The 21,783-nt window shown below is 56.5% G+C and carries 16 protein-coding genes; 9 read left to right on the top strand and 7 right to left on the bottom strand.

Features of this window, described 5'->3' with window-relative positions; all coding sequences use genetic code 11:
* Positions 1–303 precede the first annotated feature (303 nt).
* Together Pan189_RS04450 and Pan189_RS04455 are read left to right on the top strand one after the other, a co-directional pair.
* Positions 304–1,635: an outer membrane protein assembly factor BamB gene (locus Pan189_RS04450; protein WP_145362757.1), complete on the top strand. Its 1,332-nt coding sequence runs from the start codon at positions 304–306 to the stop codon at positions 1,633–1,635.
* Positions 1,636–2,063: 428 nt separating this feature from the next.
* On the top strand, positions 2,064–2,618 hold the full coding sequence (locus Pan189_RS04455) for a hypothetical protein (protein WP_145362758.1): 555 nt from the start codon (positions 2,064–2,066) through the stop codon (positions 2,616–2,618).
* 236 nt (positions 2,619–2,854) lie between these two features.
* Here Pan189_RS04455 and Pan189_RS04460 read toward each other — a convergent pair whose 3' ends face one another.
* From Pan189_RS04460 to Pan189_RS04470, 3 genes are all read right to left on the bottom strand, one after another.
* Positions 2,855–4,318, bottom strand: coding sequence for a hypothetical protein (locus Pan189_RS04460; RefSeq protein ID WP_145362759.1), 1,464 nt, complete (start codon positions 4,316–4,318; stop codon positions 2,855–2,857).
* Between the two features lie 854 nt (positions 4,319–5,172).
* Entirely contained in the window at positions 5,173–5,799 is a 627-nt protein-coding gene (locus tag Pan189_RS04465) for a sigma-70 family RNA polymerase sigma factor (protein WP_145362760.1), read from the bottom strand.
* A gap of 131 nt (positions 5,800–5,930) precedes the next feature.
* On the bottom strand, positions 5,931–7,133 hold the full coding sequence (locus tag Pan189_RS04470; RefSeq protein WP_145362761.1) for a phosphoglycerate kinase: 1,203 nt from the start codon (positions 7,131–7,133) through the stop codon (positions 5,931–5,933).
* Positions 7,134–7,327: 194 nt separating this feature from the next.
* Here Pan189_RS04470 and Pan189_RS04475 point away from each other — a divergent pair, with 194 nt between their 5' ends.
* The 3 genes from Pan189_RS04475 (at position 7,328) to Pan189_RS04485 (ending at position 10,541) form a co-directional block, all read left to right on the top strand.
* Complete coding sequence (locus Pan189_RS04475) at positions 7,328–8,059, top strand: Uma2 family endonuclease (protein WP_145362762.1); 732 nt, start codon at positions 7,328–7,330, stop codon at positions 8,057–8,059.
* Positions 8,060–8,287: 228 nt separating this feature from the next.
* Entirely contained in the window at positions 8,288–10,096 is a 1,809-nt protein-coding gene (locus Pan189_RS04480; RefSeq protein WP_145362763.1) for a DUF5060 domain-containing protein, read from the top strand.
* Positions 10,017–10,541, top strand: coding sequence for a hypothetical protein (locus Pan189_RS04485; protein ID WP_145362764.1), 525 nt, complete (start codon positions 10,017–10,019; stop codon positions 10,539–10,541). Before Pan189_RS04480 ends, Pan189_RS04485 begins: the two co-directional genes overlap by 80 nt.
* Before the next feature lie 94 nt (positions 10,542–10,635).
* Here Pan189_RS04485 and Pan189_RS04490 read toward each other — a convergent pair whose 3' ends face one another.
* On the bottom strand, positions 10,636–11,859 hold the full coding sequence (locus Pan189_RS04490; protein ID WP_145362765.1) for a baeRF7 domain-containing protein: 1,224 nt from the start codon (positions 11,857–11,859) through the stop codon (positions 10,636–10,638).
* Positions 11,860–12,182: 323 nt separating this feature from the next.
* Between Pan189_RS04490 and Pan189_RS04495 the strand changes: the two genes are divergently transcribed.
* The 3 genes from Pan189_RS04495 (at position 12,183) to Pan189_RS04505 (ending at position 16,765) form a co-directional block, all read left to right on the top strand.
* Positions 12,183–14,411: a hypothetical protein gene (locus tag Pan189_RS04495; protein ID WP_145362766.1), complete on the top strand. Its 2,229-nt coding sequence runs from the start codon at positions 12,183–12,185 to the stop codon at positions 14,409–14,411.
* Positions 14,412–14,471: 60 nt separating this feature from the next.
* Positions 14,472–15,671 (top strand): AI-2E family transporter, encoded by a 1,200-nt coding sequence (locus Pan189_RS04500; RefSeq protein WP_145362767.1) that lies wholly within the window; start codon positions 14,472–14,474, stop codon positions 15,669–15,671.
* Between the two features lie 92 nt (positions 15,672–15,763).
* Complete coding sequence (locus Pan189_RS04505; RefSeq protein ID WP_310821072.1) at positions 15,764–16,765, top strand: 3-keto-disaccharide hydrolase; 1,002 nt, start codon at positions 15,764–15,766, stop codon at positions 16,763–16,765.
* A 9-nt stretch (positions 16,766–16,774) separates the two neighbouring features.
* On the opposite strand, the gene Pan189_RS04510 is transcribed toward Pan189_RS04505, so the two are convergent.
* The 3 genes from Pan189_RS04510 to Pan189_RS04520 all read right to left on the bottom strand — a co-directional run bounded on the left by Pan189_RS04510 (position 16,775) and on the right by Pan189_RS04520 (position 20,698).
* Entirely contained in the window at positions 16,775–17,464 is a 690-nt protein-coding gene (locus tag Pan189_RS04510; RefSeq protein WP_310821075.1) for a TIGR02117 family protein, read from the bottom strand.
* A 180-nt stretch (positions 17,465–17,644) separates the two neighbouring features.
* On the bottom strand, positions 17,645–19,687 hold the full coding sequence (locus Pan189_RS04515; RefSeq protein ID WP_145362770.1) for a PrkA family serine protein kinase: 2,043 nt from the start codon (positions 19,685–19,687) through the stop codon (positions 17,645–17,647).
* Positions 19,688–20,149: 462 nt separating this feature from the next.
* Positions 20,150–20,698 carry a hypothetical protein gene (locus Pan189_RS04520; protein WP_145362771.1) on the bottom strand — a complete coding sequence of 183 codons (549 nt, stop codon included), beginning with the start codon at positions 20,696–20,698 and terminating at the stop codon, positions 20,150–20,152.
* Between the two features lie 294 nt (positions 20,699–20,992).
* On the opposite strand from Pan189_RS04520, the gene Pan189_RS04525 reads away from it, so the two are divergent.
* On the top strand, positions 20,993–21,736 hold the full coding sequence (locus Pan189_RS04525; RefSeq protein WP_310821076.1) for a sugar phosphate isomerase/epimerase family protein: 744 nt from the start codon (positions 20,993–20,995) through the stop codon (positions 21,734–21,736).
* Positions 21,737–21,783: the final 47 nt, after the last annotated feature.

Genomic DNA, 21,783 nt, shown 5'->3' on the forward strand with positions numbered 1-21,783 from the left:
GTTTGCCCAAGGCAACGCTACGTCACGCCCGGCGTCGAGGTTCCGCAACGCCCCACTCCCGCCGGCGTCCGCTCCCTCCCCCGCTCGGGCCATGCGACTTGTCGCGACTGTAGCGATTCTGCACCCGCTATTTTGCGTCAGAAATCGATACGCACTTCCAGTGACAATTCGATATCGATCGATCCCGGACGAGTAAGAACCGTAATCGCCAAAGGCCCTACGACCCGAAGAAGCGAGACTTTTGCGGCCCGGCCTCGTACACTTGCCGCATTGATCACGAGCCTCCGGAACCGCGAGTTCACTATGCGCAGCAAGTTCGTCTCAGCCGTCGCCCTCACACTCTCGACGTTGATGGCCACCTGTTCGTTCGCCGAAGACTGGCCGCAGTGGATGGGCCCCCAGCGTGACAACGTGTGGCGGCAATCGGGCCTGATCGAAAATCTCGACGACGCCGAAGTCGTCTGGCGACAACCAATCGCCTGGGGCTACGCGGGCCCGGCTGTCGCCGATGGCACCGTCTTCATCAACGACTTCGTCACCGATGCGAACGTCAAAGTCTCGAACTTTCAACGACGAGGCTTCGACGGCACAGAACGTCTCACCGCCCTCGACGCAGCCACCGGTGAGGAAAAATGGACGTTCGAGTATCCGATGACGATCACCGCGTCGTACCCCGGCGGGCCGCGCTGCACGCCCGTGGTTGAAGACGGACGGGTCTACTCCCTCGGTGCGGAAGGATTCCTCGCCTGCCTTAATGCGGAAGACGGAACAAAGATCTGGTCGGTCGATCTGAAAGAACAATACAAAGTCAACTCGCCGCTGTGGGGCTATGCCGCCCACCCACTGATCTATAAAGACAAATTAATTACGCTCGCCGGGGGAGAAGGCACGCACGCCGTCGCGCTTGATACGAAGACCGGCGAAGAGCTGTGGCGAACGCTGAGTTCCGAGCAACAGGGCTACGCCCCGCCGACGTTAATCGAGCACGGCGGCATCCTTCAACTCATTCTCGCCAAGCCGGACGAGGTCGCGTCGGTCAATCCCGACACCGGCGACGTCTATTGGAGCGTCCCCTATCAGGCGACCAACGGCTCGATCATCATGTCGCCGGTTTTATTTAAGGATCATCTCTTCGTCGGCGGGTACTCGCAAAAGACGATGCTCTTAAAATTAATTTCCGCCGCCGAGCAGAATGACGGCAAGCCAGGTGCAACAGTCGAATGGCAGGACAAGGGTCGGGCGGGGATCTCGCCGGTGAATGTGCAGCCGATCGTGACCGACGGCGTGATGTACGGCTTCGACCAGAACGGCCAACTCTACGCCGTCGAACTGCCGAGCGGCAAGCGGCTGTGGAACACGCCCGAACCGGTCAGCAAACGCCCCCTGGGAACCGGCTCGGGCTTCATCGTCCGACAGGCCGAGACCGACGTCTATTGGATCTTCACCGAAGCCGGCGACCTCACCCGCTGCCGCCTGACCAAGGACGGCTTCGAAGAACTCTCCCGCACCCACCTCCTGGACCCCACCAACTCCGCCTTCGGCCGAGCCGTCGTCTGGTCCCAACCCGCCTTCGCCGGCCAGCGAGTTTATGTAAGGAATGATAAAGAGATCATGGCGGTTGATTTGGGGGAGTGAGGGTGGGGGAATTAAGCCGACGGCTATCAGCTTTCAGCCGTCGGCTTTTCGATAGGGCAATGTGTGCCACTGCGGTCTCGTTCCGCAGTGCTGCGACTAAAGAATACTTGCCCCGCCGTTGCAAAGAGTCCCCCGTTATCGGGGGACTCGGAACGATGTAATAACGGATCGCACCCTAAGAGCGAGCCGCACTGCGGGACCAGCCTGCATTGGCATCCGGTGCTTGTGTGGACGGCACAATCACTGGCAAAGCAAGTGCCACCCGCCCGCGTTCACTTGGGGGAAGTCGTAAATGACGATCTGATACAAGTCGTTTGGAAGGAGGTAATTGACGAAGATGTGTATACAACCCTACCAAGAACGCTTGGGAAGGCGATTCCTCAAGCGATTAAAGACGCAATGCCTGAACTTGCAGATTGGATATTCTAATGAATAAAAATGAAGCCGATGTCGATCGACTCGACGGGTGTGAAGAGGCGAAATCCAACTGGCAGCGGCAAATGTCGATTAGGATGTTTCTCGGCGATGTCTATGATGAATGCCCTTCTTTATCCGAAGACGGATTTCCGATACGGATATCCTTCGATGAAAAATACGTACGTGAATATAACGAGTTTCTTGATCGACTATTGGACGAACATGGAATCCCAGAGTGGAACCCGGGACGTGTCATCGGAGACGAGTCGAATCGGACGCAGTGTATGGATAACGGCCAAGATTTTGAAAGTTTTTGCGAACAAGTTCAAGCAGAAGATTTAGCAAGGGTGCTTCGTGCAGTCGAACAATCTTGGAAGAAGCTCGAAGGAGCCAGACCGCTCCGCGCATCGTACTGCCTTAATGGCCGGTACATTATCGTTGGCGGGGATATCAATCGGGGGACTCGATTCGACCTCGTTGATGCTCGTGAAGGAGAGTGGACGTGTGCAGATCTTGAATTAGACGAAAACTGGATTGCTGAACGCCGACGGGGCCCCGCCGAGTAGCCGGGGCGAGGGCTGAACGCGGGTGGCCCGGAGGTTGCACCTCCGGATCGCGGAGCGACAAGAGGTCGCAGAGTGGCGTTTCGATAAACGGCGCGACTGTGAGATTCGGTGAGGGTCAGCTTTGGTCGTCCGCGGTGCTTAGTCTGTTTAATGAAGCTCCACACCAAACCTCTTGCGGCTGCGCCGTCCGGACGTGGTAACGTCCGGGCCACCCGCGGTATGGTCGCAAATTGTGTTCATCCAATCAATGCTTTCACTACATCCATATCTCGCAGTTTCATTCTAAGGTCTTTAGGCTCAAGTGAGTCTTGAGTCACTTTGACCTCGGAATCACTTTCTGCTGATTCATCCATCTCCGGGTCAGTGTCGCCACCCTCAGCCTCCGCAGCTTCTTGGACCATCCCCGCTGTGAATGTTGACCCAAACACCTTCTCGTATACCGTTAAGAATTGCCCTGAGCGACGAAACTCGCGAAATAGGGGCCATGTGTGATACGCAGACTTTGTAACGAGATCACCCTTTTTTCCGATCTCGGTCATCAGGCACGCTGCGTCCTCAAAATTGCCACGAAGTACCTCGACAGCTAAATTAAAGTCTTTTGATGCAGCGGACCAATCTTCCGCCGAAAGCACGTCTTCGCACCGGCGTTCATTTCCTGAGAAGCGATAAGCGATCGCGCTGTTTATTACACGAATTCGGCGGTCACGCTCATTGGCCTTTCCCTCTACAGTTCCGGCAAATTCCGAAATCAGGATAGCACGATCCCACCTTTCAATTTGTAGTGATTGATACACAGGGTCGATCAGATGGCTATTCGCGATATGATGCTCGTTCGGAAAGACTTTGCGCCAAAGTGTTTGTCCAAGTTTGAGAGTGACCTCATATAGAACAGAGCATGACCGCAGTAAGTAGCCGAGGGAAACACTGAGTTGGTCACCCTCCATCAAGTCTTGCTGTATCTCTGTACCATGCTTCGCACACACTTGTAGATATTGCTTGGAGACCACGCCTTCGCAGTGTGTGATAAGGTTGCGACGCTGTCCTATTTCTACGAACTCACTCCAAGATTCAAGAGATCGCAAGGGCAATCCAAACCGCTTTTCAAGCAACTCGAACTGTTCTACATAACTCTTTCTCCTGAACGCGTCTATCTCATCTGCTAGCACAGCTTTTTTGAGATCGTCAAAAGTGTCGAAGCGAAGTATTTCGCTGAGCGGGACTTCTGCATTGAGTGATTCGAGCAGGTCTGGACGGCGAAGATATATGGCTGAAAGCAGATTCCCAGTGAATGCGTCAAAGGCGGAGAAAAGACCCAGGAATAGGCTTACGTTAAGAGTTCGTGGAAGATTCGCCTCCGCAACACGGTCGATCACGAGCATGGCATCGTCTAAGTTCGCGGCAAGATTGCCGTCGCCGCAATCTTCTTCGCCCCCCTCGTCTATTTGTTTGCGTGCGGTTTCAAACACGTCGTTCGCCGACTGAAAAATGTCCTTCTGGAGCTTTGCTGCAGCAGGAACAAGTAGCCTGGAAACCGCTTCGATATCCCGGTATCGGTGCAAAGCGGTGTCAATGGCATCTTCTATAGGATGCTTTTTCTCTTCATCGTCAACCTCCGAATTCGGGTTATCGACTACTTGTGCATCCGCTAGTTGATCACGATTCGCGTCGCCTTGATTGTCATTTTCTTTGGTTCCCGACAAAACTTCTTCTCCCGTGTCATGAACTTATCTTACTGCTGATAAGACTTGGCTATGCAAGTTGTTGGAGACATCTTTAATTTCGGCAGGTGGCATTGGCTCCGCTAGTGTTTGTGCTCGTAGCGCGCTCTCGACTCGAATCAAACGTCAGAGCAACCAACAGTCATAACCAGTTCGCTTCGACATCATCACTGCGCGTTCGCACTGGCAGAGCCAGTGGCACCCTTTGCATCCGCTTCCCATTCCCCAACATTCCCCGCACTTTCTCGGAATTCTGTTTGAGAGTTGCGCAATCGGTGGCGATTCTCCCCCGTTCAGTGTTTATCTGAACCCGTCACTGTGGGGGCGTCAAGCGTCCTTGGAAAGGCGAGTGGCGAGTGTCTAGGGGCGAGAGAAAGGGGGATTGCTGCGGTTGCGGGGGGCGGGGGTGGTTGCAGGGGGACAATCGACTTGTGGGGGTGCTGTGTCGTGTTTCCCTCGTGAGCCTCGGCGCAACGTGGTTGGCGGGGGAGGTTGTCCCCGGTGGGGGGAGGGGAATCGACGCCGTGAGAGGGGGGGCGAGCTGCGCTCGGGTTTAGAGGTGAGAGGTGAGAGGTGAGGACTCGCTGCGCTCGTCGTAGGGGGCGCGAGAGGAGTCGGGGGAGTGGCGTGGGGGTGAGGTCCCCGTGGTCCCCTCATCCGCCTTCGGCACCTTCTCCCGAGGGAGAAGGAACTGTGGGGACTCGCTGCGCTCGTCGTAGGGGGGCGTGTGAGGTGTTGGGGGAGTGGCGTGGGGGTGAGGTCCCCGTGGTCCCCTCATCCGCCTTCGGCACCTTCTCCCGAGGGAGAAGGAACTGTGGGGAGCTTACTCTTGGTCTTCAGTTTGGCTCGGGTTCGCCGAGGATGGTGCGGAGGCGTTTAAGGGCTCGGAGGTGTCTCATGCCTGCCGCTGCGGGGCTGATTCCGAGGGCTTCGGCCGCTTCGCCGTTGCCGAGTTGCTCGAAGTGCCGCATCAGCAGGATGTCGCGATCGTCTTCGTCCATCTCATCGAGTGCGGCGAGGAAGCGTTCCTGCAGTTCCTTGCGGATCGTCGCAGCCGCGGGCGTTAGCTCGGGATCACGAAGCTGGGCGGCGAGTTCGATGGAGGATTGATCGCCGAACTGTTGCGATTGGAGCGGGCGTTCTTTGTCGACGCTGCGTTTCGCCGCCGCGCGGTGCCTGCGATGCATGTCGATGATGCGATCGCGAGCAAGGTGGCGAATCCAGAGGTGGAACGGCATGGAGCCGTCCTTGAAGTACTCGGGCAGCCGCTGATGGGCTTCGAGCATGACGTCCTGCACGACGTCGCTGGCATCGACACGGCGGATGAGCCGCCGGTCGAGCCGCAACTGGACGAGCCTGCGGAGCGAACCGCGGTGCCGCTCCAACAGAGCCTGCACGGCGTCTGCATCGCCGTCACCGGCGTTTTGCAGCAGAACTTGCGTCTCGTCGGCAGTCGGCCACATCGGACTTCCATCTGTCTGTTGGCCTTCGGGCGAGTCACTCTGAAGACATTTGCCAGGTTCCGTTCACCGCAATCTTCCGGGGGCAGCGAAAGCGCTGTCCCCGGCCACCCGCCGCAGGCACGTGACGTGCCCTATTTGTCGTCGAGGACGGCGACCGCTTCGAAGGTCTTGCCTTCGAGCATCTCGAGGCTGGCCCCGCCGCCGGTCGAGACGTGGCTGACCTGATCGGCGAAGCCGAGCTGCTGAATGGCAGCGGCGCTGTCGCCTCCGCCGATGATGCTCGTGGCGGAGGAATGGGCGATGGCTTCGGCGACGGCTTTGGTGCCGGCGTCGAAGGGGGGAACTTCGAACACGCCCATCGGCCCGTTCCACACCACGGTCTTCGCATCTTTGACGATGTTGGCGTAGGCGGCGGCCGTATCAGGGCCGATGTCGAGGCCTTCGTAGCCGTCGGGGATTTCGCCAGAGGTGACGGTCTTCTTGTCGAGTCCGGCGGCCTGTTCGGCGGTCTTGGGGAAGCCGTTGGCGCAGTGGGTGTCGGTCGGCAGGACGAGCTTATCGCCGGCTTTTTCGATCAGTGATTTGGCGAGTTCGACTTTGTCGGGTTCGACGAGGCTGTCGCCGACCTTGCCGTCCTGGGCGAGGCTGAAGGTGTAGGCCATCGCCCCGCCGATGAGGACCTTGTCGCACTTGGCGAGCAGGTTGTCGATGACGTTGATTTTGTCGGAGACTTTGGCCCCGCCGAGGATCGCGACGAAGGGGCGTTCGGGGCTTTCGATGGCGTCGGTGAGGTACTGAATTTCCTTCTCGACGAGATAACCGACGACGCGGGGTTTGCCCTGCATGGCTTTGGGGACGGCGAACATGGAGCCGTCGGTGCGGTGGCAGGTGCCGAAGGCGTCGTTGACGTAGGCGTCGCCGAAGGAGGCGAGGGTGGCGGCGTATTCGGCGTCGCCCTTCTTTTCGCCAGGGTTGAAGCGGACGTTCTCGAGGACCAGAACTTCGCCGTCGATGAGCTTTTCGACCTGAGCTTTGGCGTCGTCACCGACGGTGTCGGTGGCAAAGGAGACGGGGTTCTCGATGAGGTCGCCGAGGCGATTGGCCGCGGGGCGAAGGGAGTATTTGGGGTCGGGCTCGCCCTTGGGCCGACCGAGGTGGCTCATGAGAATGACCGATCCGCCATCTTCGAGGACTTTTTCGATTGAGGGGATCGCCATCTGAATGCGGCGGTCGTCGGTGATCCGGCCGTCGTCGTTGAGCGGGACGTTGAAGTCGACCCGCATCAGCACTCTGAGGCCGGAGCAATCTAAATCGGCGATGGTTTTTTTAGCCATGTCAGAAGTTCCTCAAAGCGTCAGTGGGCCGGTGTCGGCATGCTTGTACTTATTGATCAGTTTGATGAGCGATGTATTTGGTCGCCCGCGGTATCAGGTTGTCTGCGCTAATGTAGCCGTCGCGGTTAGGAACGCAAGGTTCGGTGTTGCGGATGACGGAGACGATCTCGAAGATGTTTGGAAGGAGGTGATTGATGAGTTCCGTTCATTCGACCGATCATGCAGCTTCGCCGGCCGATGCCGAGACGGCGCGTCGACTTGAGCGTGTGTCGTTCCCACTGAAGTCGGGCGACCACCTGACGCAGGAAGAGTTTCACCGCAGGTATGAGGAGACTCCGCCAGGCTTTCGCGCGGAGTTGATCGGGGGGATCGTTTACGTGTCGTCACCAGTATCTGCCAATCACGGAAAGCCGGATAACACGATCTCGACATGGCTCGGCGTCTTCGCCGCCCGGACTGCCGGTGTCGATGCCTACACGAACACGACCGTCATCTTACTCCACGACGGAGAACCGCAGCCGGACGGATGCCTGGTCGTCGAGGGTGGCGGCGCGGAGTTGGTCGAGCAAAAGACCCGTCACGGCCGAAACAAGCTCTATCTGAAAGGGGCTCCCGAACTCGTTGTGGAAGTTGCTATCAGCAGCGCCGACATCGATTCATTTGAAAAGAAAGACGATTACGAGAAGGCGGGCGTGAAGGAATATGTCCTCGTCTTATTGGAAGAGCATGAGGTGCGGTGGTGGCGGAATTCATTGGATGAGGAACAAGAGGAGCGAAGCTTCTCTGAGATCGAGCCTGATGGCGTCGGAATTTATCATTCAATACAGTTCCCGGGATTGTGGTTGAATTCAAAAGCGTTTCTCGATGGAGATGCTGCAGGTGTGCTGGCAACATTGGAACAGGGGTTAAAGGCGAGGAACGACTAGCCGATTTTCTACTTAGCGGCGAGTGGCGATCGACGATTTCAGGTCGCAGTTCGGAAATACATTCATTACAAATTGTGACAGAGCCACCGCTCAAAGGATGCAAGTTATTTAATTCGGAATTCGGCACGATCTTGACAGTGCAGCTCTATAAGTGAGCGGGCACAACTTAGAAGACACGAATCTTGACCGACAAATCAACCGCAAACCGATCTCCTTGAGAAAAAAGTCATGACGCTCGCGCTGACCGTCGCACTGCTGGCTACCGTTTCCGCCGCCGAAGTTGACGGCGAAGCCGTGCAGTGGGAAGAGACCGTTCTCACTTTTAGCGGACCTCGTTGCGCGGAGGGCGGAACGCCGAGTCCGTTCACTGATGTGCGTGCCACGGTCACGTTTTCGCATGAGGAATCTGGTAAGTTGCTCAGCGTTCCCGCTTACTTCGCCGCCGATGGCAACGCGGCCCAGAGCGGCGCAACCGAAGGCTCTAAGTGGCGGGCCCATTTTCGTCCGCACCTATCCGGCCGATGGACGTATCGGATCGACATCCGTGTCGGCAAGGGCGTCGCGATTTCAGACAAACAGATGCCGGGCGAAGCGTTTGGCGAGGGCGACGATGGTGCGAGTGGGAAAATCGACATTGAAGGGGCCGTCTTCACTCAGCCGGTGCCGGGACCGATGATCGCGCCGCGTTATGTCGACGAGCGGTACTTGAAAGACGTCGCGACCGGGCAGTATTGGTTAAAGCTGGGTGCCGGCAGCCCGGAGAATTTTCTCGCCTACGCCGACTTCGATGGGACACGGTCGGTCAAGGGCGAAGTCCGAAGCCGTAAGAATGATCACAAACGAACGGTCGGCTTTCTTCATCGATACGAGCCACATATTAAAGACTGGAACGACGGTGACCTTGTCTGGCACACTTCCAAGGGAAAGGGAATCATTGGCGCCATCAATTATCTCTCGTCTCGGGGCGTTAATAGCATCTATATGCTGACAATGAACGTCATCGGAGACGGACAGGATGTGTGGCCGTGGACCGGTCCTGAAGAGCGTGATCGGTACGACGTCTCGAAGCTTGCTCAATGGGAGATCGTCTTCGACCATATGGACCGTAAAGGCATGATGATCAATCTCATCACGCAGGAGCAGGAGAACGATCAGTTATTAGACGGTGGCGAACTTGGGCCTGAGCGAAAATTGTATTACCGCGAATTAATCGCTCGCTTTGCACATCACCGGGCGATCACGTGGGACCTCGGTGAGGAAATTACGAATACTGAAGAGCAAACAATCGCGTTTGCCGATTACTTTTCGAAGCTCGATCCTTACGGGCATCTGATTTCGGTTCACACTTTCCCGAAAGATCAAGAGAAGCGTTATCCGCCGCTGCTCGGCGACAAATCGAAAGTGACTGCGACCGCCATCCAAACCAGCGGCGGAAAATCCCAGGTCGCACAGAGTGTGCAGCGTTGGGTCAAAGAATCGGCGGCAGCGGGCAAGCCTTGGGTCGTGATGGTCGATGAACCGGGCACGGCAGGAGAGGGCGCTAAGCCCGATGCGGACGCTCCCAATCGCGACTTTGATCGCCGCTATCACCTTTGGCCGGCTTTAATGAGCGGTGGCGGGGGAATCGATTGGTATTTCGGCTACAAGTTTCCGCATCACGACCTCAATTTAGAAGACTTTCGCAGCCGCGACGAACTATGGCGACAATCGAAAGTCGCGATCGACTTCTTTCACGAGAATCTGCCATTCGCGCGGATGGAAAGTGCGGATGATCTCTTAAAAACTGATTCCAAATACGTGCATTGTCTGGCCGAAACGGACGAAATCTATTGTGTATTCGCTCCCAAGGGAGCAGAGTTCTCCTTGAAGCTCGGGCACGGCCGATATCAGGCTCACGAGTTCGACCCGATCAAAGGCGGCCCGCTACGACCACTCTATAAAGCGGAGGTTGACGGTAATGACTTTACGCGACCGCCCAAGGGCGCTGCTAATCGCGATCGCGTTGTGCTGTATCAGCGGGTTCGCCGAGACGGATGAAAGAGTCTTCGCCGGAGATCAAGAGTCGGACATTTCAGTCGACTTGAAAGACGAAGTCCTCCTCGTCCGAATCGCCGACAGGGACGGAATCGGTCGGCTGACGGTCGAACGACCGTCAGCCGGCTGGCCCCAAGCGATTAAACTGCGGCTTCATCTGAGTGGTCTGGAATCTTTGACGATTGGTAACGGTAAACAGACTTTGCGCGTCTCAGTCCAGAGCTACGGCAAACACCGTCAGATCATCAATCTGCTTGAAAACGGCGAGGAGATCGCCGTCGACAAAAAGAGCCCTTACTGGTTAAAGGTCGGCTCGTTAACAGCGAAGTCGAAGACTTCCGACGACCCCGCCCAGGCCGCCGGGTTCGAAGTTACACTGCCGGACAAGATGACTTCTCAAGATCCAAAGTCGCTCGAAATTCGCTGGATCGATTTCTACCGAAATTGAACCTTAGCGAGATGATCGAGATCGGTTTCTCAAGCGAACGAACTGCCAATGTCATTTAATCACGGAGTCATCTCTATCTGAGTGAGTGTCTCGCTTAAGAACTCGCAACCTGTTCGGCGACGGGGTAACGGTATTGGGCGGCCAATTCCGAACTTTCAGGCAGGTCTTCCGGTTCGACATAGTAGACGGTTCCACCGTACTGCAGCACGCGGTTAACGATGTCTTCGATTGCGTTGCGATGTTCGCCGCGGCTCGATGATGTCCCCGCCTCGCCCGCTTCCCCCGTCCGGATCAGAACACGATTGGAATCATCCGCCTGACCGGAAATCCAAGCTTTCTTCGACACGTAGAGCGTCTCGACGGCACCGTCCAGACTTGAAGCGAAGACCTTGTCGGGGTCGGTCTCACCCAGGTCGGTTGTGACGGCCTTCGACAACCGCTCCAGTTTTTCGTCCAAGCCGGTACGATATTGCTGATGGACCAGTGGCCAAGCTTTCTCGAATAGATCTTGGGCCGAAAGGTCGTCCGGATTGCCAGCAACGGGTTCATCCAGCAGCGCCGAGTAGCGGGTCGCCTCTTTGAAGATCGGATAGAGATACTCCACGCCTGCAAAGACGAGTGGTGCCTCTCCGGTGCCAAGGGCTTCGGCAAGCGCATCGTCAATTCTGCGAAAGTACGAGGTCAATTCGGTGGCCTTGCGGCGATCGAGGTCGCTGCCGCCCTGGCCGTGATAAATCGCGTCGCCGCCCGACGAGTCTGCCCCGACGGAGTGGAACTGCAGATGCTCTTTATACTCGTCGATCCTCAACGCTTCGACGAGGTTCTCGGGCATCGCGGCGTGCTCGATTTCGGTGAGTCCGAACCGACTTCCTTCGAACAGTCGGACTCGGTTGGGGCTGACTGCGAGAACGAAATACCGACCGTCGCCTTGGACGACCTGCACCAGCGGGGCAACGTCGGGCCGGTGATCGACAACGCAGCGTGACTCGAATTCGACAGGCATCCGATACGTGGCGAACAAATCAGCTTCGCCGCTTTTCACCCCGACGAAAGCGACGAGCCCGTCACCCTGATGCTCCCAGAAATTCTCGTCATCCTGCAGCTCAACGAGCGGCCGAAGGGTCGTTTTTTGCACAGACTCGTCGGCGTTGAATTCCTCCAACTGCCCCTGTGCTTCGTTAAGCAAGTTTTTGAAGCGGATTCGATCTTCTCTGAGTTCCGGCCCGCCGGTGCGGTGGGTCGGCATCGTGATTGTCAGGACGACGTCTCCCCGGTAGGCGAGCAGTTTGTCGAGTTCTTTCCGAGTAAAGCGATCCACGGTGAGCGTTTCCTTCAAAATCCGGACCTCGGTCAGACTGATGTCAAATCACTGAGCTAAGGCGGGACGGGGGGCGGCAAGGGATTGAGGCAGACCTCATCTGCCTCCTTAACGCCGCAATTGGCATTCCGACATGGGTTGGAACTGCGAATGCAGGCCAAGCAGGCGTCAGTTTTTGGCCCTGATGCGTGCCGAGAAGTCAGCTTGGTCGCATGGCGACCAACTGCTTGGTCGGTGATCGCTTGCGATTCAGTCGGCGGAGCGTCACAACAAAGAGACTTTGCAGCCGCACATTTTCGATCTCCTGTCGCTTTGAGAACGGTATGAACTACGCACTTCGCTCGCTCGCCTCAGCTCTGTTCGCAACATCGGTCGCCCTTTTTCTGGCAGTGACGGCCTCAGGCGAAGAGTCATTCGTCGAATATCAATACGACTGGAACAACACTGCCGGCTCAGTGACTGACATGTCGCACTATCTGGATGCCCCGGCGGGGAAGAACGGTTTCATTCGGGTCGATGGTGACGATCTCGCTACTCCGGACGGCTCCCGATTTCGCATTTGGGGCATGAATGTCGGCGGGAATGAGTGCTTCCCGTCGCATGAAGACGCCGCGGGATTTGCAGGCGACCTCGCGCGGATGGGTGTCAACGTCGTACGGTTTCATCACCTCGATTCGAAGCGTGAGAAAAGCACGATTGATTACTCAAAGGGAGACTCCCGGCATCTCGACTTGAACGACCTCGACAAGCTCGACTTTTACATCGCCGAACTGAAGAAGCGCGGCGTCTATACGAATCTCAATTTAAATGTCTCTCGACGATTTATGCCAGGAGATGACGTTCCCGGGTGGAATGAAATCGGAATCGCCAAAGGGGCGACTTTATACGATGACCGGCTGATCGAACTGCAGATGGAATATGCCCGCAACCTGCTGACGCACGAGAATCCTTACACTGGAATGCGATACTGTGACGACCCTGCGGTCGCGGTTGTGGAACTGGTTAACGAAAATTCGATGTTCGAGTCGTGGTGGCAGGGACGACTCTCCGGCAGCTCGGACCGCGCCGGTTTCATGGGCGATACGTGGGCGCCGCTGCCCAAAGCTATGACGGACGTTCTCGACAACAAATATAACAAATGGCTGAAGGACAATTTAAAACAGGAACAGCTCGCCGAATTGCAAATCGAAGTTGACGCCGCCCTCGACGGGCGCATTCCGCGATTGGAACCGTCCGAGTTCGCTGCCGCCTCCAAATTAAGATTTCACTCCGAATTGAAATTCCTAATGGAGTTGGAAGCCGAATACTTTGAGCGGATGAGAAAATTGCTGCGAGACGAAATCGGATTGAAATGCCTGATCGTCGGTTCGGCCGATCACAATGACTGGATCAGCCCGTTCCCCATCGTAAAAAACCTTTTAATGTTCGATATTGTCGACGGTCACGGATATTGGCATCACCCGCAACTGGGAACACCGACGTGGTTCGGTATGCACTACCCGATGGTCAATGACCCGCTCGATTCGTCGTTCGTCCAGTTTTCGAGAACGCCAGTGCATGGCAAGCCGTTCGTCAGTTCGGAAACCAACGAGCCCTTTCCGCACCGCTTCACCGCGGAGAACTTTCCGATCGTCGCGGCCTACGGACTCTTGAATGATTGGGACGGAATTTATTGGTTCGCGTGGGGCGACGGTCGTGAAGCGAAACCGGAGGAGGGGCTTCCGACGAATCGCTGGTTCGACGTGGCCAACGATCCGGTGAAAATGACCAATCTCGCCGCCCTCGCTCCGATGTGGTATCGCGGCGACGTTAGAGAGGCGGAAACCGAAATCGTCCGCGAAATGACCGACGAAGTTATGCTGGAAAGCGCCCGGCTCGATCGCAAAAATTTCCGACCGTTCTTCACTCCCGACTTCGCCCTTTCGACACCGTTGCGACACCGCGTCAGTTGGAAGGTCGGCGACAAAACTGCGACCGAGTTTCCCGCGGCGATTCCCGTCCTCGATCACATCCCTTCCGACACCGGAGAATTGAACTGGGATAATGTCGACAAACGAGCCGGTATCGTTTCGATTAACACGCCAAAGACGCAGGGGTTGGTCGGCTTTGTGAAAGGGTCCGGCATTGACACGCCCGTTCTTAAGCACGAACTCGAAACCCCGTTTTGCTCCTTAATTCTAACGTCACTTGATGGAAAAAGACTTTCGAAGAGCAGCCGCATCTTATTGGCGGCCTGTGACTGGGCGACAAACACTGATTTCGAATGGAGCGTCGATAAAAACGTCGTCAAGAACTGGGGCAAAGGTCCGACTGTGATCACACCTGTGAAAGGGCGTATCTATCTTGCCGATGGATTTGCCGGTGTCAGCGAAAATGCGATTCAAGTGACGCCATTGACACCGGAGGGGCGAGAAGGCGGAACGACCCTGAAAGTAACATTAAAAGACCCACAGTCGCCAAGTTCGGCCAAACGCCGCGAAGGGCTGCCGTCATTCGAGATCGGTGATCCGGCTACGACTTGGTATTTGATTGAAGTCAAGCGGCCCGAGTGAACTGACTTCGGAGCGGCTCTCGCATCGGGCTTAGGCAATTAATGAAAACGAGGGATTTTCTTGGCGGAAACCGATCAGAATTTGACGTCCGATGCGACCGCTCCCGATCCGGAGCTGCGGGTCCAAACGATTTGCCTGCTCGTCATGACCGCGGCCCTCGTCGGCGGATTGGTTTATCTGCTTCGGCCGGTGCTTCTACCGTTGGTTGTCGCGGTCTTTGTCGTCAGCGGCGTGACACCGGTTCTGAAATTTATTGAAAAGACGTTGGGCGCGGGCCGGTGGACGGCGGTCGTTATTACGGTGCTCGGCGGATTGGTCGGAATGACCCTTCTAAGTTGGCTGCTATGGCTCTCGATCGGTGAATTGCAGGCATATCAGACCCAGTACCGTGAGCGAGTCCAGGGTCTCATCACTTGGGCCGAAGGGTTGGCCGACTTCGAATGGTCGATCTTCGACGATCGCACCTCAACCGACACTGATAAAAACGCTGATTCCCCTGTCGAAGCGATCCGACCGGAGGAGGACGCGGCTGCCGCAGCCGCTCGACATGAGGCTGCGTCGCGCGAAGCGCGAAAGGCACTCGACTTAATGGTGCAGCGCGGTGCGTCTGTCGTGACCGGGACGTTGCTTGACATGTTTTCCGTGGGCATCATCGTCTTAATCTACGTTTTCTTTCTGCTAATTGGCGCCCCGACACTTCCTGAGCAGCGAACGCCGATGATGCGAGAAATGGATCTCTTGATCCGAAATTATTTGGCTCTTAAGACAGTAATTTCGCTGTTCACGGGACTCGCGTTCGGCGGAGTCTTGTGGATATTCGGCGTGCCGATGGCCGTGGCATTCGGAATGCTTGCGTTTCTGCTGAACTACATTCCCAACCTGGGGCCGCTCATCGCGATAGTTTTGCCGATCCCGCTCATCCTTCTTCATCCCGACGGCACGATTATCTGGATGACGATGGTCATCACGCTTGCGGCGCTCGTGCAGTTCGTCAGCGGCAACGTGATCGAACCGAAAATCATGGGCGAATCGGCCGACCTGCATCCGATCGTCATCCTCTCCGCGTTGATGTTGTGGGGAACGATTTGGGGGTTGATGGGGATGTTCCTCGCAACGCCGATTACTGCCGGAATTAAAATTGCACTTGCTCGGAATCGACGGACCCGCTCAGTCGCCGACTTTATGGCCGGTCGATGGGACGCGTTTGACAAGTCGAGTGAAAGCAGTGAGTCCGCCACGTCCCTTGTATCCGCGGATTAACGAATTGAGGCCTTCATCAACAGTTTTAAGGGGCTGAGTCTTCAGCTGGCTGTCTCACTGCAAATTTTACTTACCGTATGAAAAGGAAAAAGATGTCGTTAAAGTTTAATCCTTCAGCATGTCGACCCGCGACGGCCTTGTGCATCGGGGCACTCTTCGCGGCATCTTGCATCGCCGGTGAAAAGGCCTATACGTCGGCGGACGATGCCCCGTCCAGTATTAAGATTCAAGGCGAGTATGTCGGTACAATCGAGTATGACGACGCACCTTTGAGGTTGGGCGTACAAGTCGTCGCGCTCGGCAATCAGAAGTTCAAATTTACTGTCTGTCCCGGCGGGCTTCCCGGCGCGGGATTTGTCGGTACTGACAAACTGGAAACGGAAGGCATTCTAGAAGAGGGTAAAATCAAATTCGGCGACGATGAGAAAAGCGGTGTGTGGGAAAAAGGGAAAATCGCCTGCTACCTCGGCGACAAGAGCGTCGGCACACTTGATCGGATCGAACGGGAAAGCGAGACGCTCGGTAAGGCACCGCCCGAAGGCGCCGTCGTACTGTTCGATGGAACGTCGACCGATGCTTGGAAAAATGCTTCCATGACCGAAGACGGCTTGCTGAATGTCGGAACGACTTCAAAGCAAAAATTCGGCGATCACTCGGTTCACTTGGAATTCCGCACGCCCTACATGCCGGCGTCTCGCGGGCAGAAACGGGGCAACAGCGGCGCTTATCTGCTGGGCCGCTATGAAGTGCAAGTCCTTGATTCGTTCGGATTGGAAGGTAAAGACAACGAGTGCGGCGGGATTTACAAGGTCTCGAAGCCGCGGATGAGTATGTGTTTCCCTCCTCTAACTTGGCAGACTTACGATATTGACTTTAAGGCCCCGCGCTTCGACGACGCTGGCATGAAGACCGAAGACGCGAGAATAACTGTCCGCCACAATGGCGTCTTAATTCACAATGATATCGCCGTGCCCAAGATTACGCAGGGGGGGCGCGGAAGCGAAGAAGTTCCGACCGGCCCGCTCTACCTGCAAAATCACGGCAACCCGGTCCACTACCGCAATGTGTGGGTTGTCGAAACGCCGCAAGGTTAAGTTGCGCGATTATTGAGGCGGGCCAATACCGATTGCGAGCGGTGTCCACAGACTCGTCCGAACGCCGGCCGACTTGACCACATCGTTCGCCCAGGCATTACAGGTATAAAACAGAGTGTAATTTCCACGGGCTTCATAGAAGGCATCCGCCGGGCCGTAGGCAGCGCCGGGAAGGACCGTGGCTGCCCCGTCCATCGGGGCGGCCACGTAACTCTTGACATGTTGAACGAGTCGCAGGTACGCATCGCGACTCAGCATCACCCGGCGGAAATGATCGCTTTGCTTAGGACGTGGAGAGTGGGTGACGTGCAACACCGTCGGCGTGGGCCAGAGTATGGCTTTTAACGTCGGTCCGAGGCGAACATCACTCCACTGCGGCGTACTCGGGTAGAAGTCGCGGTCACCCCAACCGATGCCGATATAATCGCCGCCGTCTGGTTGGACTCTAATGTCGGTCAGACTAAAGATATCGCCCCAATCGACTAGATCAGTCTTCCGGGGAATGAAGACTTCGCTGTGGGCGATATCCGCATAGACAAATATTTCAATTCCGTCGTCAGCCTCACGATGATCGAGGTTGACCGGAATCTGCCCGACAGCGATGGCAACCACCGGAATCGCCAAGACACCAACGGCAGATAGAACAATCTTTTTGAGCAGTGATTGCTTTGGTTCAGATTCTATATCGGGATCACCCAAGGCATTTGTTCTCCGCGAATACGTCCGCGATTTCTCAGCAAACCCGTCGGATTGTACCGATCTCGCTGTCTGCTCCGACTTGGTCATCAGTGCGGCGAAATCGCATGGGATAGACTGATCTTAATGCAAACTCCGGGCGCTGACGCTTCCGGCTCGCTGAAAATTCTTTTGACTACTTTGTCAGCTTCGTTCCTTTGCGTCGCCGCGGGCGAAGATGCTGGCGACGTATTGCAGTACGTCAGTGGCGCTTTCGTCGTTGTAGCCGAAGTCGCGAATGAGGCGGCTCTTAACGATGTCGATCTTCTCCTGCGTCGCCTGATCCATCGTGTTGGAGACGAGGCTCGTTAATTTGATCGTGTCCTTCTGGTCCTCAAAGAGTTTCATTTCAAGGGCCTTCTGCAGCCGCTCATTGGTGCGATAATCGAACTTCTTCCCGTCGAGCGAGAGGGCACCGATATAATTCATGATCTCCCTGCGGAAATCATCTTTGCGGGTATCGGGAATATCGATTCGTTCCTCGATCGAACGCATGAGCCGTTCGTCGGGTTGTTCTTCTTCTCCGGTAAACTTGTTCTTGACCTTCTCCCGCTGCGTATAAGCCTTTACGTTGTCAATGTAATTCGCGCAAAGCCGTTCGAGGGCTTCTTCATCGGCAGCGATCGCGCGCTGCACCTCGTTCTTGACGATGTCGGTGTACTCTTCCTTCACGGCGTTAATGAGCTGCCGGTAATGTTCTTTCAGCTCTTCACTGTGGATCAGGGAGTGGTGTTTGAGGCCGTCTTCCATCTCCTTAAGAACCATGAACGGGTTCAAACTCGTCGCGTCGCTATTGACAACGAGGGCGTTCGAAATTTTGTCCTGCACATAGCGTGGACTGATGCCTTCCAGGCCTTCGTGCCTGGCTTCACGGCGGAGTTGGACGACGTTATCGCTCGTAAAGCCCGGAAGGCTCTTGCCATTATAAAGCTTCAATTTCTGCAAAAGCGTGAGCCCCGCATGATTGGGCTGCTCCAATCGCGTGAGAACCGCCCACATTGCGGCGATCTCCAGGGTATGCGGGGCAATGTGCTTGCCGCGCACGCGACGGGTGTTGTAATCCTTCTCATAGATCTTCACTTCTTCGGTCAGCGTCGTGACGTAAGGAACGTCAATTTTGATCGTCCGGTCACGGAGCGCTTCCATGAATTCGTTTGATTGGAGCTTCTTATACTCCGGCTCATTCGTGTGGCCGACGATGACTGTGTCGATGTCGGTTTGCGCGAATTTCTTCGGCTTAATCTTATGTTCCTGAGAAGCCCCGAGCAGGTCGTACAGGAAGGCGACGTCGAGCTTTAAGACTTCGATAAACTCGATCATCCCGCGATTGGCGACGTTGAATTCGCCGTCGAAGTTAAACGCCCGCGGGTCGGACTCTGAACCGTACTCAGCGATCTTGCGGAAGTTGATGTCGCCGGTCAGTTCGGTCGAGTCCTGATTCTTTTCATCCTTCGGCTGGAACGTGCCGATGCCGATCCGATCCTGCTCAGACAGCAGCAGCCGTTTGACGACGATCTGATCAACGACTTTGGTCCAATCGCCGCCGGACTTCTCGAGGCGTTCATTAAACACATATCGGGAGAGCGGACAGACTTCGCCTTTAATTTCAATGTCATATTCGTGCTCAACGCCATCGGCGATCCACTCGCAGACGGCAGTTCGATGCTTAAACGGCACGAGTTGCAGCGGGTCGCTGTGCATGGGGTCCCACTGGATTGATCCGTCGTCTTCTTTCCAGCCGAATGTATAGATTGCCCCCTCATCGGCCCGGCTGTAGCGTTCGAGCCCACGTTTCAAGAGGCGGGCGATCGTTGATTTGGACGAGCCGACCGGTCCGTGCAGCAAAATGACCCGGCGCTCGGTGCCGTACTTAAGGGCGGCCGACTTCAGCACGTTGACGAATTCGATCAGCGTTTTCGTCAGGCCGAAGATTGCGTCTTTACCGTCGTTGTCGGGGTCGTCGAAAAAGCGGTAGCGGATGAGGCCCTCTTTGGTACTGCCGACCGAATAGGTCCCGTACGACATGATCATGTCGTACATCCGCTGGTAGGCGGTCCGGGTATATCCCGGGTTCTGCTTGACGAGGTCGAGATATTCGTCAAACGAGCCGGTCCAGTGCTCCTGCTGGTACTGATCGAGCTTCTGGTCTTCGGCAATTTGGTCGAGAATTGCGCGGCCTGCACTCATCGATCTGTGCTCCTTATTTCAGAACACCGGTCACTCAGCCGCCCGCTTCCGCCCCAACCGCACTCTCCGGTTCGCGGACGCGCAGGCGAAAGAACCTCAATGTCGCACTCAATCGCGACGTGAGGTCTCAGGCAGCCGTCCATGGCCGAGTGCGTGTTGTGAACTAGCGGGGGCCGACTGTCCGGCAGGACACCGGCCGTTACGAGTGGTTCGTGGTGGGGCGCCTGTGGCGCCGGTTGCGAGCCATTCCCAATTATCCGGCTCAAGCGCTTGGCGACAAGATCAGATTCTTACGAAAGTTGTAAGTCGGGCAATGCGATCGGTGGACGGGGCGAGGGGGCGAAACAAGAAACCGCCCCCGCGACTTGCGCGGGGGCGGTTTGAGCGTGAACGGCGAAATCCTTTTCGCGAAGGGCAACGCTCACGATCGGCGGCCTTGCCGATCGAAGATTCATCTTGTCCCTAATAGATGCCGTCTTTGTCCAGGAAGAAGTCGTCCGGACCTTTGGGGGTGAAGTACGGATACTGAACCATCGCGCCGGGAGTTCCCGGCCCCATACCGCCACCCGCGGCGGTGCCGGCCGGATAGGTGCCGGGGGGATAGACGAGATTGCCCGGGTTCTTGTAGCTGACCGAATATTTGTGATCGGGCATCCAATTGCCTTTCCCGCCGAGAAGTCCGGGGTAGAGGCCGCTGAACATGCATTTTTTGCAGCCATGGCCACCGCAGATGGGGCATGGGCTGTAGTGACCGCCGAAGCCCTTATATTGGCAAGAGTTGCAGCCGGAGCCCTGGCACATGCCGCAGGCGGTCGTATCGCAGCTCGGTTTGCCCCAATGGCCGACTTGCTGAACCTGCGGGTTCTGATAGCCGGCGGGTGTTGGCAGTGTCGGCGGGCCTTGCATCGTCGGCGGGTTCTGCCCGCGAACAAGGTTCGCTTGCTGAGCACATCCGACTGTCAGCGGAAGCGCAAAGGCGGCGAGAAGGGCGGTTTTTAAAAAGATTTGCATCGTCGCACGTCCTGTTTGCGTCGTTTCGCGGCGTCGGTTGGTCGAACTGCACGCAGCGGCGCGGGGTCCCGCACCGTCCTCATTGGTGTTATCGGCAAATCCGGCTCGCGACCTGACACAAGACATACATTCGCTGCGGACCGATCAGGCGGCATGATGGTCAGATCGATTCTATCTTGCAGGGACCTCCTGATCGGAATACTCTGCCCAGTCTCTCACCGCGGGACGGCTCCCGCTGATTTCCCACCGAGCAGGCATTTCATTTCGCCTCGTCCGGACTGAAGGAGTGTACTGTTGTTTGTTGCCGTTTCGTTGCAGTCGTTTTGGGACCTTTCGCTCGAAAAAGCGCTTGAGCTGGCCGAAGAAACCGGGTTCGACAAGGTCGAACTCTGGTTCGACGATCAACAGGGCATGATTCGCTCAGCCGATGTGGCTGCCGCGCCCGAATCGTTCGTCAATAAAATCCGCGACTTGACGCGACTGACGCCGATCGCTTTTCAGCTTGATAAAAATGTCACCCCCGAAGTGATGACGGGGATCGCAAAGGCGGCCAAACTGCTGCGAGTGGCCCAGGTAACGGTCCCCTCGTCGCCGTTGGGCACACCGTTTAATGAAGAGGTCGATCGACTTCGGGCACTCGTCGGGGCCGCATCGCCGGACGGCGTCCGTGTCTCGGTCAAGACGAAGACCGGCGACCTGACCGAGGATCCGGACACGACCCGGTCCCTGTGCGATTCGGTCAAGGGGCTGGGTGTGACGCTCGACCCGAGTTACTTCTTGTGTGGCCCACACCGCGGCGTCGATTATGACGTGCTGTTCGAGCGGGTCTACTTGATGCACCTGCGGGATACGAGCACCGAGAGTGTGCAGGTTCCCGTCGGGCTGGGCGAGATCGATTACAGCCGGCTCATCAACAAAGTCGGCCACTATCGCAATGATGCGATCCTGAGCGTGAATCTCATCCCGGAGTTCACCGACCCCGAGACCCGCGGGCTGGAGCTGCGGAAGCTGCGAATGCTGCTTGATACGCTGCTTTAAGCGTGGCCTCAATTATGGGGCGGGCCCACGGGGCGGTGCCCGTGGGC

Origin of the sequence: Stratiformator vulcanicus, assembly GCF_007744515.1 — a bacterium.
Taxonomy (GTDB): Bacteria; Planctomycetota; Planctomycetia; order Planctomycetales; family Planctomycetaceae; genus Stratiformator; species Stratiformator vulcanicus.